Here is a 12,670-nt window from a genome sequence, read left to right as displayed (position 1 = left end):
GCGCATGGCCGAACTCCTCGCCCTCTCCCCCTCCCGCGCGAACGACTTCGTGCAGTGCCCGCTGAAGTTCCGCCTCCGCACCGTCGACCGGCTGCCGGAGCCCCCGTCGGAGGCTGCGTTCCGCGGCACCCTCGTGCACGCCGTGCTCGAACGCCTCTTCGACGTGCCGGCGCCCGAACGCACCCTCGAGCAGGCGGTGGCCGGCATCTCCCCCGCACTGGAGGCGCTGCGGGAGAAGGACGGGGAGACGGTGGCCGAGCTGTTCCCGGAACCCCACCACGTCCAGCGCCTGCAGGAGCAGGCCCGGGTGCTGCTGGAGGGGTACTTCTCCCTCGAGCTGCCGGACAAGGTGGAGCCTGCCGCCCGCGAGCAGTTCGTGCAGGCCCGGCTGGACATGGGGCTGAAGCTGCGCGGCTTCGTCGACCGGACGGACAGGGCACCGGGCGGCCAGGTGCGTCTGGTGGACTACAAGACCGGCAAGCAGCCCAAGCCGCAGTACGGGCGCGAGGCCGACTTCCAGATGCGCTTCTACGCGCTCGTCCACTGGCTCAGCGACAGGGAGCTCGTGCACACCCTGCAGCTCTTCTACCTCGGCAGCCGCACGACGGTCGCGAAACGGCCCACTGCGGCGGACGTGGAGCGCACCGAGCACGAGATCCTCTCGCTGTGGGACGAGATCGCCCGCGCCGCGGAGACCGATCGCTGGCGCCCGCGCAGGTCCCCGCTGTGCGGCTGGTGCCACTTCAAGCCGATCTGCCCCGCGTGGGGCGGCACTCCGCCGCCCACGCCGGAGATCACCGCGATCGCCGGACGCTGAGCGCGTCGGCGGGACTCAGGACCGCAGCAGCTCCGCGAGCCCGGTGACGGTGAGGCCGCTGAGCGTGGACACGACCCGGGCCTCGGGCACCTCCGGCAGATCGACGATGTGCGGGATCGTCACCGCCTGCGTGCCGGCGGCGACGGCCGAGCGGAGGCCGGGCGGCGAGTCCTCGAACGCGACGCATTCCTGCGGTGCCGCGCCCAGCGCGGCGGCTCCCGTGAGGTACGGCTCCGGATGCGGCTTGCCGTGCGTGACCTCGTCGCCCGTCACGAGGGAGGCGAAGGTGCCGGCGGGGCAGGCGTCCACCACCGCCTCGGCGAGGCTCCGGTAGGACATCGTCACGAGCGCGCAGGGGATGCCGTGTGCGCGCAGGTCCGCCAGCAGCTCGGCCGCGCCGGGACGGAACGGGACGTGTGCGCGGACCTGCGCGACGACCCGCTCCAGCAGCTTCTCGACGACGACCTCCGCCGGCAGCGGCAGGCCGTGGGCGCGGAGGATCTCTGCGCTCGTGAGCAGGGGGTTGCCCACCATGAGCTCGCCCAGCTCCTCGTCCCAGTGGAGGCCGTGCGCGGCCATGAGCTCCGTCTCCGCCCGCATCCAGTACGGCTCCGTGTCCACGAGGGTGCCGTCCATGTCCCAGAGGGCGGCCGTGAAGGGCAGCGGGGGCGTGGCAGGCGGTGGCGAGGACGTGACGGGTGCGGTGGAGCTCATGGGTGCCAGCGTAGTCTGTGGAGCATGGAGTACCTGCCTCAGTCCGGATCGAAGCTCATCGTGATCGCCTTCGAGGGATGGAACGACGCGGCGGAGGCCGCGTCCTCCTTCGCCCGCGAGCTCATCGCGCAGATGGAGCTGACCGCGTCCGGCCTCCTCGGCGGCGAGGAGTTCTACGACTACCAGACCCACCGCCCCTCGCTGCGCCGCGGAGCCGGCGGCGAGGCCCGCATCGAATGGCCGTGCGCGGAGATCCACACCGGCACGGTGCCCGGCACCGCGATCCCCGTCGAGGTGATCGTGGGCCAGGAGCCGGCCTTCCTGTGGCGCCGGTTCGCCGCACTCGTCGCCGAGCGCGTGGAGCCCGGCGACGCCGTGGTGCTGGTGGGCGCCCTGCTGGCGGACACGGTCCACACGCGGCCCATCCCCGTGACCGTGACGAGCGAGCGCCCGGAGGACGTGCCCGCCGCGGATGCGATGCGCAGCGAGTACGAGGGGCCCACGGGGATGATCGGGGTGATCGAGTGCGAGCTCGCCGCACAGGGGCACGCGGGCGTCTCGCTGTGGGCCGCCGTGCCCGGCTACGCCGGCGGGGGCCACTCCCCCAAGGCGCAGCTCTCGCTCATGACCGCGTTCGAGGACCTCACCGGCCTCGTGCTGGACCAGGGGGACCTCGTGGAGCGCTCACGCGAGTGGGAGGTCCACGCCGAGGCCGCCGTGGAGGCCGACGAGGACCTCGCTGACTTCGTCCGGCGACTCGAGTCCATGACGGACGCCGCGGACCTCCCCGAGGCCAGCGGCGATGCGATCGCCCGCGAGTTCGAGCGCTACCTGCGCCGCGACGAGGGCTGAGAGGCGGTGCCCGGCCTGCGCGGCTCAGCGCAGGTCGATGCCCAGCAGTGCGTCGACGGCGTCGATGACGAGGCGCGTGCCCTCCGGGTCGGAGTCCCCGTCGTCGGACTCGTCCGCCCAGTTGTCCAGGAGGTCGAGGGCGGCGGGGGTGTCGAGGTCGTCGGCGAGGACGGCTCGCAGCTCGGCGACGAGCTCCTCGGCCTCCTCCTTGTCCGTGCCCGCGTGGGCCGCGGCCCGCCACGCCTCGAGCCGGGCGGTGGCGTCCTCGAGCAGCCCGTCGACGTACATCCAGTCGCTGCGGTAGTGGTGCGAGAGGAGGACGGCGCGGATCGCCATGGGATCGGCGCCCTGCTCCACCAGCCGGGAGACGATCACGAGGTTGCCCTTGGACTTGGACATCTTCTCGCCCTCGTAGCCCACCATGCCCACGTGCATGTAGGCCTCGGCGAACGGCCTGCCCGTCAGCGACTCCGCGTGGGCGGCGCCCATCTCGTGGTGCGGGAAGGCGAGGTCGGAGCCGCCGCCCTGCACCGTGAGCGGCAGGCCCGCGTAGCGCTGGGCGATGACGGCGCACTCGATGTGCCAGCCGGGCCGGCCCGGCCCGAGGCGGCCGCCGTCCCACTCCGGCTCACCCGGCCGGGCCGCGCGCCACAGCAGGGGGTCGAGCGGGTCCTCCTTGCCGGGGGTCTCCGGGTCTCCGCCGCGTTCGGCGAAGACGGGCAGCATCTCCGCGCGGGTGAGGTGGGAGACGGAGCCGAAGGGCGGCTCCACCTCGGAGCTCACCCGGTAGTAGACGTCCCCGTTGTCCAGGGTGTACGCGCAGCCGGAGTCCACGAGCGCGGTGACGGCCTCGACGACCTCCGGGATCGACTCGACCGCGCCGATGTAGTGGGCGGGCGGGAGCACGCGCAGGTGCTCCATGTCCGAGCGGAACAGGTCGATCTGACTGGTGGCGAGCTCGCGCCAGTCCACCCCGGTGGCGGCTGCGCGCTCGAGCAGCGGATCGTCCACGTCCGTGGTGTTCTGGACGTAGGTGACCTCGATCCCCGCGTCGAGCCAGAGGCGCTGGAGGACGTCGAAGGCGACGTAGGTGGCGGCGTGCCCCAGGTGGGGGGCGTCGTAGGGGGTGATCCCGCAGACGTACAGGCGCGCTTCCTTCTTCTTGCGGCATGTCCCGGCCGGCCCGCGATGCGAGGAGCAGAACACGGTGGGACGCTTCCCACGGTTCGGCAGGCTGGGGACCTCAGGTGCTGACCACGATTTCACCGGACCAGCATGGCACTTTCTCAGGCAGTACGCGAACTTCCCCGCCCGTTCGCCCCGTCACAGCGGCGGGCTCGCTCACAGCGGCGGCCAGGGGACCGCGCGGCGGTTCCGCGGAGGTTCGGGCATGCGACCGCGCTGCAGCAGCCCCGCGGCGCGGAGCGCGAGCACGCGCCGCTCCTCCGCGCCGAGGTGCGGGGCGAGCACGGCGTCGAGCTCCCCGTGCGCCGTCCGCGAGGCCCAGTGCCGCTCCTCGTCCGTGAGCGGCTCGCCGGCGTATCCCCAGAGCACGGTGCGCAGCGTGGGCACGGTGTTGAACGCGAGGCCGTTGTCGATCCCGTGGACGCGGACCTCGTGGGGCCCGTCGCCGGCGAGCCAGGCTCCCGTGAGCAGATGGCCGCCCTTGCGGTCCGCGTTGTCGATGAGGACGTCGAAGAAGGCGATCCGGCGCACGGCCGGGGTGAGCGCATGGGCGAGGACCACCTCGCCGCCGCCGGCGAGCTCCGCGCGGAGCACGGGAGCGAGGTCGCGGGGAAGCCCGCCCGGGGGTGCGAGGACCACGGCGGGATCGGCCGCCGGGTCCGTCTCCACGAAGATCTGGAGCGAACCGCCGAGGTCGGACCGCCAGACGGTGGGAGGGACCACGTCGAGGCCCAGGGCGTGGGAGACCTCGAAGGCCGCGACCTCGCGGTGCGAGAGCGTCCCCGCGGGGAAGTCCGGCAGCGCGCGCTCCCCCGCCCGGGTCTTGAGCACGGCGCGGACGACCGGTCCCGCCGCCCCCTGCGCCGGGCTCCCGGCCACCGCGCACAGGTGGGTCTCGTTGCTTGCCCCGGGCATGCGGCCCAGGACGTACACGGTGCCGGCGGACAGCAGCCCCAGCACCTCCTGCGTCGAGGCGGTCAGCGGGGCACCCCGTTGAGACGCGGGCAGACGTGCCCGGCGGCGTCGAGGGGCTGGTGGCACAGCGGGCACTCGCCGCGCCCGGCGGAGACGACCTGCAGGGCGCGGCGGGCGAACTCGCGGGCCTGCGGACCGGGGAGCATCGCCCGCAGCACCGAACGCTCCTGGCCGTCGTCGCCGGGTTCCGAGCTGGAGCCGGACTCCGCGTCCGCGCGCGTGAGCTCGAAGCACTCCAGGAGGAGGCGGTGGTTCTCCGTGTCCCAGCCCATGCTCATCGTGCCGATGCGGAACTCCGGGTCCACGGGCGTGACGAGCCCGCCGTTGTCCTCGAGCTCCGGCAGCGGCTGCGGCGGCACGCCGTGCTCACCGGTGGACCGGGCCCGCACGAGGTCGAGCAGCTCGTCGATCCGCTCGGCGAGGACCTCGACCTGCTCCTTCTCCAGGACGAAGCTGTCCACCCGCCCGGCCGAGGTGGCCTGGAGGAAGAACGTGCGTTCGCCGGGCAGCCCCACGGTGCCCACGACGAAGCGCTCCGGGGACTGGTGGTCGTAGACATGAGCGGGCATGCACACAGGCTATACGAACGGGGTACCCTTGTGACCATGAGCACTGATCCGAGCGCAGCCCTCGAGGATTTCCTTGCCGCCGTCCGCGAGCACTTCGCGGCTTCCGCCCACCGCACCTCGGACACCGACGCCCGCGTGGAGGCCGCTTACATGGCGCTCGCCGACGCCTTCGAGCTCTATGAGGACGCCCTCTACAAGGAGTACGGGGAGGTGACCCCGTTCGAGCTCTTCGACGACGTCGAGGACGAGCGCGACGACGACGCGGACGACTCCGAGGAGGACGACGAGGATGCCGACGACTACGACGAGGACGACGACTACCTCGACGACTCCGAGGACGACTCCTCGCGCTGAGCACCCCTCCCCACCGCGGTGACGCGGACCGCAGGAGCCCGGCACGTGCCGGGCTCCTGCGCATTCAGGCGCGGCTCACGGCGGCGGAGCCCCATTCACCGCAGGGGATCGGAGATCTGCTCGAGCACGTCGCGGATCTCCGGCGCGAGGGTGAGGTGGGAGGCCAGCAGCTCGTCGAGGTGGGCCCGGGTGCGCGGGGAGACGAGGGTGCTGGCTGCGGCCGACTGCCGGTTCCAGGCCAGCGCGATGTCCACCGGCGAGACGCCGAGTGCGGTCGCGGCCTTGACTGCGCCCTGCACGATCCCGGTCGAGTCCTCGTCGAGCAGCTCCCCCACGTAGGCGGAGAAGTCGCCACCGGCGCGGCTGCCCCGCGGCATCCGCTTGAGGTACTGCCCCGTGAGCACCCCGCGCCCCAGCCCGGCGCCCGCGATGAGTCCCAGGCCCATGTGGTCCAGCGCCGGCTGGAGGTCCGCCTCGGCGTCCCGCCGGAGCAGGGAGTACTCCGCGACGGCGCCGGCCAGCGGCACGCCGGAGAACCCGCTCAGCAGGGCCAGCTGCCAGGCGGTGTGGTGTGAGGCGACCACGTAGCCCACGTCCCCGCGCTGGGCGAGCACCGTGAGCGCGGAGGCGGTCTCCTCGAGCGGCACGGAGGGGTCAAAGGCGTCGAGCACGAGCACCTCGAGGTGTTCCCCGCCCAGACCGCTCAGCAGCGTGCGGACATCGGCGAGCAGATCGACCCGGCCGGTGCGATAGCGGCGGCCGGTGCCGCCGGGGCTGCTCACACCCACACGTGCGGCCAGCGCCACCCGGCTGGGCCGGCGCAGCTCTCCCAGCAGATGCACAGCGGGAGCGTCGAACGCGGGCAGCTCCACCAGGGTGCCGCCCGCGGAGGCGTAGGCGTCGAGCAGCTCCTGCGCCGTCGCGGCGTCGACCCTCCGTCCCCACTCGAAGGTGCCGAGTGCGAGTTCTGACACGTGGAGACCGGTCCGACCCATCTGATTCTGGCGCATGCTTCAGAAGGCTACCGGACGCAGGTAGTACCCTTGACCCGCTCCCCCGCCGCCCACCGAAAGGACCCCGCGTCTCCATGGACTGGCTCATCGCCGCCGTGCTCGGCATCGTCCAGGCGCTCACCGAGTTCCTGCCCATCTCCTCGTCCGCGCACGTCCGCATCGCCGGTGAGCTCATGCTCCCGGGCCAGGATCCGGGGGCCTTCTTCACGGCGATCATCCAGATCGGCACGGAGGCGGCCGTGCTCGTCTACTTCTGGCGGGACATCATCACGGTGATCGGCGCATGGTGCCGTTCGCTGGTGGGCCGCGAGGACCGGAGCAATCCGCACGTCCGCCTGGGCTGGCTCATCATCCTCGGCTCGATCCCGATAGGCGTGCTCGGCCTCCTCTTCGAGTCGCAGATCGACTCCGTACTGCGCAGCCTGTGGATCACGGCCACCATGCTCATCGTGTTCGGCCTGGTGATCGGGGTGGCCGACCGGGTGGGGCGCCGGGAGCTCACCCTCGAGTCCATGAACTGGAAGCAGGGCCTCGCGTTCGGCTGCGCCCAGGCGCTCGCGCTCATCCCGGGCGTCTCCCGCTCCGGCGGCACGATCATGGCCGGCCGGTTCATGGGCTTCACCCGCCCCGAGGCCGCCCGCTACTCGTTCCTGCTCGCGATCCCCGCGGTCATGGCTTCCGGCGCGTACGGCGTCTACAAGTCGCTCACCGAGGTCGCCGCCGGCGAGGAGATGGTGCTCGGCTGGGGCCCCACCCTCCTGGCCACCGCCGTGTCGTTCGTCCTCGGCTACGTCGTGATCGTCGGCTTCCTCAAGTACGTCCAGACCCGGTCGTTCGCGATCTTCGTCTGGTACCGCGTGGTCCTCGGCCTCGTGATCTACGCGCTGCTGCTCACCGGCGTGCTGAGCGCGAGCTGATCATCTGCCGCCGCCGGGCACCGCGGCCTCGGCGCGGCGGCCGGCGGCGGTGGCACCGAGCATGGTGACGGTCATGGGCGGTCCGTGCCCGTCACCGGCGTCCACGCGGATGCGCGAGACCGAAGCCGGTGCCACCGCGATCCGCTGGAAGCGGTCGAGCTCCACACCGAGCGCGTGGGCCAGCGCGAGCTTGATGACGTCCCCGTGCGAGACCAGCACGACGGTCTCCGCCTGCGCCTCCTCCCCGCGGCGCACGGCGGCGGCGAGGGCGGCGCGGGTCCTCTCCGCGACCTCGGGCAGGGACTCCCCGCCCGGGAACCGGGCCCGGCTGGGCGAGGTGCGCACCGTCTGCCACAGCTCCTCGCGCAGCAGCTCCGCGATGCCGCGTCCCGTCCACTCCCCGTAGTCGACCTCCGCGAGCGCGTCGAGGACGTCCGGCTCCCGTGCCTCGCGGCCCTCGGCCTCGAGGAGGATGCGCGCCGTGGCGACGCAGCGGGCGATGGGAGAGGTGAGGACGGGGACCTCGGGGACGCCCAGCTCGGGGACGAGCACGCGGGCACCGGCGACCTGCTCCCTCCCCCGCTCCGTGAGGGCGACATCGTTGCTGCGGCCTGCGAGGACACCGGCGACGTTGGCGGTGGACTCGCCGTGGCGGACGAGGATGATCTCCATCACCCCACTGTAGCGGGCGGCGGAGGGGTACAGCCCGCCTGCTGGTAGCCTGCCCGGGTGCGCACAGACCTCTCCACCGGACTCGCCCTCGCGGCCACTGCGCTCGCGGGGCTCTTCATGGCCTTCCAGTCCCGGGCCAACGGCACGCTCGCCGAGGTCGTGGGCACCGGCATCCACGCGGCGACCCTGTCCTTCGCCGGCGGCATGGTCGTCATGGTGATCGCCCTCGCGCTCGTCCCCGCCGGCCGCAGGGGCTTCCGGGCCCTGGCAGCGGCGCTGCGCTCCGGCGAGCTGCGCTGGTGGATGCTCACCGGCGGCCTGGGCGGCGTGAGCGTCGTCGTCGCACAGGCATTCACCGTCCCGCTCATCGGCGTCTCCGTCTTCACGATGGCGTTCGTGGCCGGACAGCTCGCCGGTGCGCTGGTCGTGGACTCGACCGAGCTCCCACCCGGAGGCAGGACACCCGCCACTCCCGCGCGGCTGCTCGGCACCCTCGTCGTCATGACCGGGGTGGTGGTGGCGAGCTGGGGCGGGACCGCGGGCGCCTTCCCGCTCTGGGCGCCGCTCGTGCCCTTCGCCTCCGGCGCGCTCACCACCGTCCAGCAGGCGCTCAACGGCCGGGTCAAGCGCACGACGGCCTCGGCCGTGACCGCCACCACCGTGAACTTCGCGGTGGGAGGGACGTTCCTCCTCGCCTGCTCGGCACTCGCCTGGGCCGCAGGTGCGCCGCCTGCCGAGTTCCCCGCACTGCCGGGCGAGTCCTGGATGCTGGTGGGCGGCCTGGTGGGCGTCCTCTTCATCGGCATCACCACCACGACGGTGCAGCGCCTGGGCGTGCTCCTGCTCTCGCTCACCTCGCTGTTCGGCAACCTCCTCGGTTCGCTCGTCCTCGACCTCGTGTTCCCCGGCAGTCCGCCCGTCACCCCCGGCACGCTCGTGGGCATGGCGATCGTGCTGGCGGGGGTGACGCTGGCGTCCTGGCCGAAGGGCGCGGAGTAGCCCGGCCGGGAGCGGCCTCAGGCCTCGAGCAGGAAGCGGCTGAGCACGCGGGTGCCGAACTCGAGCGCGGAGACCGGCACCCGCTCGTCCTTGCCGTGGAACATCGCGGCGAAGTCGAGGTCGCCGGTGAGCCGCAGCGGTGCGAAGCCGTAGCCGGTGATGTCCAGCTTGCTCAGCGCCTTGTTGTCCGTGCCGCCGCTCATGGCGTGCGGGAGGATGAGCGCGTCCGGGTCCTCGCCCAGCAGGCATGCCTGCATGGTGTCGACGAGGCGGCCGGAGAACTCGGCCTCGAGCGCGTCGCCCGTCGTGACGGTCTCGACGTCGATCCCCTCGCCGGCGAGCTCCTTGATCGTGAGCATGACGTCCTCGAACTGGCCGGGGAGCACGCGGCAGTCCACGAGCGCCTGTGCGGTCGAGGGAATGACGTTGTGCTTGTACCCGCCCTGGATCACGGTCGGGTTGGAGGTGTTGCGCAGTGTGGGCCCCACGAACTTCGCGATGGACCCCAGCTCCGCGATGAGTTCACCCGTGGTCTCCGCGGTGAACTCCACGCCGGTGAGCTCGGCGACGCCCTCCAGGAGCTCGCGGGTCGCCGCGGGCATCGCCTCCGGCCATTCGTGCGTCCCGATCCGCGCGAGTGCGGCGGACAGCCGGGTGATGGGGTTGTCGCGGTTCTCCATGGAGCCGTGGCCGGCGGTGCCGTGGGCCACGAGGCGCAGCCAGGCGATGCCCTTCTCCGCCGTCTGCACGAGGTAGACCCGCTGCCCGCGGATGTCCGTCGAGTAGCCGCCCACCTCGCTGATCGCCTCCGTGGCGCCGGCGAACAGCTCCGGGTGGTTGTCGACCATGTAGTGGGAGCCGTAGACGCTGCCGGCCTCCTCGTCCGCGAAGAAGGCGACGATGAGGTCGCGGCGGGGACGGAGACCGCGGCGCAGCATGTCGCGCACGCTCGCGATGATCATCGCGTCCATGTCCTTCATGTCCACCGCACCGCGGCCCCAGAGCAGACCGTCGCGCACGACGCCCTCGAACGGGTCCACGGACCACTCCGAGGCGTCGGCGGGCACGACGTCCGTGTGACCGTGGACGACGAGCGCGCCGGCCTCCGGGTCCGTGCCGGGAATCCGGGCGACGAGGTTGGCGCGGCCCGGCTCGGAGTCGTGGATGACCGAGTCGAGGCCCACCTCGCGCAGCTGCTCCGCGATCCACTCCGTGGCCTCGCGCTCGGGGTTCGCCTTCCCCTCGCCCCAGTTCTGGGTGTCGAAGCGGATGAGCGACTGGGCGATCCCGAGGGTCTCTGCGACGGCGCCGTCGAAGCGGTCGCCGGGGGTGTGATCGGACATGGGTTCCTTTCGCGGGAGCGGTCACGCGCGTTCCTGTTCACCCGCGCGTCACCCGCGAGTCTACGCGCCGAGTAGGCTGGGGAGAGCTCGATCGCGACCCCTGCACCACGACAACAGCAAGGAGACCCACGTGCGGATCCTCGTCCTCGGCGGAGACGGCTTCTGCGGCTGGCCCGCCGCCCTGCATCTCTCACAGGCGGGCCACGAGGTGGTCATCGTCGACAACCTCTCGCGGCGCCGCATCGACGAGGAGCTGGGCACGGAATCGCTTACGCCCATCCGCACTCCTCAGGAGAGGATCGCCGCCTGGCAGGAGGTCACGGGGCGCGCTCTCGGGTTCCGGGACCTCGATCTCGCCCAGGACTACGAGGGCTTCCTCGCCCTGCTGCGGGAGCTGCGTCCGGACGCCCTCGTCCACTTCGCGGAGCAGCGGGCCGCGCCGTACTCGATGAAGTCCCCCGCCCACAAACGCTACACCGTGGACAACAACGTGAACGCCACGCACAACGTGCTCGCGGCGATCGTGGAGTCCGGCCTCGACGTCCACGTGGTGCACCTGGGCACGATGGGCGTCTACGGCTACGGCACGGCCGGGATGCGGATCCCGGAGGGCTACCTGGACGTGAAGGCCCACGCGGAGGACGCGGACGGCACCCGCACCGGTGAGCTCATCGACCAGACGATCCTGTACCCCTCCAACCCCGGCAGCGTCTACCACATGACCAAGGTGCTCGACCAGCACCTCTTCGCCTTCTACGCGAAGAACGACCGGCTGCGGATCACGGATCTGCACCAGGGCATCATCTGGGGCACGCACACGCAGGAGACGGAGCTGGACGAGCGCCTCGTCAACCGCTTCGACTACGACGGCGACTACGGCACGGTCCTCAACCGCTTCCTCATGCAGGCGGCGGTGGGCTACCCGCTCACGGTCCACGGCACGGGCGGGCAGACGCGGGCGTTCATCCACATCCGGGACATGGTCCGCTGCATCCGGATCGCGATCGACAACCCGCCCGCGGCCGGGGACCGGGTGAAGATCTTCAACCAGCTCACGGAGACGCACCGGGTGCGCGATCTCGCGGCACTCGTCGCGGAGATCTCCGGCGCCCGGGTGGAGACCGTCCCCAACCCTCGCCAGGAGTCGGCAGAGAACGACCTGTTCGCGGCGAACGAGACCTTCCTGGACCTGGGCCTGGAGCCGACCACGCTGTCCGCGGGTCTGCTCACGGAGGTGGAGGAGACCGCCCGGCGGTGGGCCCACCGGGCGGACCTGGAGAAGATCCCCGCCACCAGCCTGTGGAACGACCGGACCCGTCCGGGCGTGCCGAAGTCCGTGTCTCCGTGAGGATCGCGCTCTTCACCGAGGTCTTCCTCCCCAAGATCGACGGGGTCGTCACCCGCATCACGCGGTCACTCGAGCAGTTGGCGGAGCTGGGGCACGAGGTCGTGGTGTTCGCTCCCGGGCATCCGCCGGAGTCCTTCGCCGGCTTCGAGGTGGTGCCGGTGCGGTCCGTGCCGTTCCGTCCCTGGTACCCGGAGCTCGAGGTGGGACTGCCGACGCCGTCGATCGCCGCGGTGATGGAGCGCTTCCACCCGCACGTGGTCCACGCGGTCAACCCCGTGTGGCTGGCCGCCTACGGCGCGCTCTCGGCCCGGCGGCGGAACATCCCGCTGGTGGCGAGCTTCCACACGGACGTGCCCTCGTACACCCGCCGGCTGGGGCTCGAGTGGATCACGGACACCACCTCCCGGTGGAGCAACCGGCTGCACAACGAGGCGCAGGTGAATCTGTGCACCTCCCGGCAGAGGGTGGAGCGGGCGCAGGGGGCCGTCATCCGCAACGTGCAGCTGGGGCCCAAGGCGGTGGACACCCGGGCCTACTCCCCCGCCCGGTCCAGCGTCCGGATGCGGGAGCGGCTCACGGACGGCCACCCGCAGGACCGGCTGCTCGTCTACGTGGGCCGCCTGTCCAAGGAGAAGGACCTGCTGCTCCTGCGGGCGGCGCTGGCGCGGATGCCGGAGGACGTGCGGCTGGCCTTCGTGGGCTCGGGCCCGTTCCGCACACAGCTGGAGGAGGAGTTCGCCGGCACGCGGACGGTCTTCACCGGCTACATGTCCGGAACGGAGCTCGCGGCGGCGTATGCGAGCGCGGACCTCTTCGTCTTCCCCTCCACCACGGAGACCCTGGGGCTCGTGGCGCTGGAGTCGATGGCCTCGGGCGTGCCGGTGGTGGGCGCTCGGGCGGGCGGGATCCCGT

14 protein-coding genes are annotated in these 12,670 nt (G+C 72.1%); 7 read left to right on the top strand and 7 right to left on the bottom strand.

Features of this window, described 5'->3' with window-relative positions; genetic code table 11:
* The coding region (locus Q0A33_RS14990; protein WP_363316629.1) for a PD-(D/E)XK nuclease family protein at positions 1–817 on the top strand (817 nt) is incomplete at its 5' end.
* A 15-nt stretch (positions 818–832) separates the two neighbouring features.
* Here Q0A33_RS14990 and Q0A33_RS14985 read toward each other — a convergent pair.
* Positions 833–1,531 carry an HAD family phosphatase gene (locus Q0A33_RS14985; protein WP_291798608.1) on the bottom strand — a complete coding sequence of 233 codons (699 nt, stop codon included), beginning with the start codon at positions 1,529–1,531 and terminating at the stop codon, positions 833–835.
* A 24-nt stretch (positions 1,532–1,555) separates the two neighbouring features.
* On the opposite strand from Q0A33_RS14985, the gene Q0A33_RS14980 reads away from it, so the two are divergent.
* A complete protein-coding gene (locus Q0A33_RS14980; protein WP_291798605.1) occupies positions 1,556–2,383 on the top strand; it encodes a PAC2 family protein in 828 nt (275 codons plus the stop codon).
* Positions 2,384–2,407: 24 nt separating this feature from the next.
* Here Q0A33_RS14980 and mshC read toward each other — a convergent pair whose 3' ends face one another.
* The 3 genes from mshC to Q0A33_RS14965 form a co-directional block, all read right to left on the bottom strand.
* A complete protein-coding gene (mshC, locus tag Q0A33_RS14975) occupies positions 2,408–3,649 on the bottom strand; it encodes a cysteine--1-D-myo-inosityl 2-amino-2-deoxy-alpha-D-glucopyranoside ligase (RefSeq protein ID WP_291798603.1) in 1,242 nt (413 codons plus the stop codon).
* A 75-nt stretch (positions 3,650–3,724) separates the two neighbouring features.
* A complete protein-coding gene (locus Q0A33_RS14970; protein ID WP_291798600.1) occupies positions 3,725–4,528 on the bottom strand; it encodes an SCO1664 family protein in 804 nt (267 codons plus the stop codon).
* 17 nt (positions 4,529–4,545) lie between these two features.
* Positions 4,546–5,112 carry a DUF3090 domain-containing protein gene (locus Q0A33_RS14965; RefSeq protein WP_291798596.1) on the bottom strand — a complete coding sequence of 189 codons (567 nt, stop codon included), beginning with the start codon at positions 5,110–5,112 and terminating at the stop codon, positions 4,546–4,548.
* 36 nt (positions 5,113–5,148) lie between these two features.
* On the opposite strand from Q0A33_RS14965, the gene Q0A33_RS14960 reads away from it, so the two are divergent.
* Positions 5,149–5,466, top strand: a complete 318-nt coding sequence (locus tag Q0A33_RS14960; RefSeq protein ID WP_291798593.1) for a hypothetical protein — start codon at positions 5,149–5,151, stop codon at positions 5,464–5,466.
* Positions 5,467–5,561: 95 nt separating this feature from the next.
* Here Q0A33_RS14960 and Q0A33_RS14955 read toward each other — a convergent pair whose 3' ends face one another.
* Complete coding sequence (locus tag Q0A33_RS14955; protein WP_291798590.1) at positions 5,562–6,476, bottom strand: aldo/keto reductase; 915 nt, start codon at positions 6,474–6,476, stop codon at positions 5,562–5,564.
* Between the two features lie 77 nt (positions 6,477–6,553).
* On the opposite strand from Q0A33_RS14955, the gene Q0A33_RS14950 reads away from it, so the two are divergent.
* Positions 6,554–7,396, top strand: a complete 843-nt coding sequence (locus Q0A33_RS14950) for an undecaprenyl-diphosphate phosphatase (protein ID WP_291798587.1) — start codon at positions 6,554–6,556, stop codon at positions 7,394–7,396.
* Here the strand turns inward: Q0A33_RS14950 and Q0A33_RS14945 are convergent, their stop codons facing one another.
* The gene (locus Q0A33_RS14945; protein WP_291798584.1) at positions 7,397–8,068 is read right to left on the bottom strand and encodes a histidine phosphatase family protein; all 672 of its coding nucleotides are present in this window, start codon (positions 8,066–8,068) and stop codon (positions 7,397–7,399) included. It abuts the gene before it with no gap.
* A 57-nt stretch (positions 8,069–8,125) separates the two neighbouring features.
* Between Q0A33_RS14945 and Q0A33_RS14940 the strand changes: the two genes are divergently transcribed.
* Positions 8,126–9,067, top strand: coding sequence for a DMT family transporter (locus Q0A33_RS14940; protein WP_291798581.1), 942 nt, complete (start codon positions 8,126–8,128; stop codon positions 9,065–9,067).
* A gap of 17 nt (positions 9,068–9,084) precedes the next feature.
* Here Q0A33_RS14940 and Q0A33_RS14935 read toward each other — a convergent pair whose 3' ends face one another.
* On the bottom strand, positions 9,085–10,410 hold the full coding sequence (locus Q0A33_RS14935; protein ID WP_291798578.1) for a M20/M25/M40 family metallo-hydrolase: 1,326 nt from the start codon (positions 10,408–10,410) through the stop codon (positions 9,085–9,087).
* A 130-nt stretch (positions 10,411–10,540) separates the two neighbouring features.
* On the opposite strand from Q0A33_RS14935, the gene Q0A33_RS14930 reads away from it, so the two are divergent.
* The gene (locus tag Q0A33_RS14930; protein WP_291798576.1) at positions 10,541–11,758 is read left to right on the top strand and encodes an NAD-dependent epimerase/dehydratase family protein; all 1,218 of its coding nucleotides are present in this window, start codon (positions 10,541–10,543) and stop codon (positions 11,756–11,758) included.
* The coding region (locus Q0A33_RS14925; RefSeq protein ID WP_291798573.1) for a glycosyltransferase at positions 11,755–12,670 on the top strand (916 nt) is incomplete at its 3' end. The genes Q0A33_RS14930 and Q0A33_RS14925, both read left to right, overlap by 4 nt.

Source organism: Brevibacterium sp. (genome assembly GCF_022712115.1).
In the GTDB taxonomy this organism is placed as follows: domain Bacteria; phylum Actinomycetota; class Actinomycetes; order Actinomycetales; family Brevibacteriaceae; genus Brevibacterium; species Brevibacterium salitolerans.
Note: the sequence above shows the minus strand (reverse complement) of the source record. Positions and strands in the feature narration are given on the sequence as shown.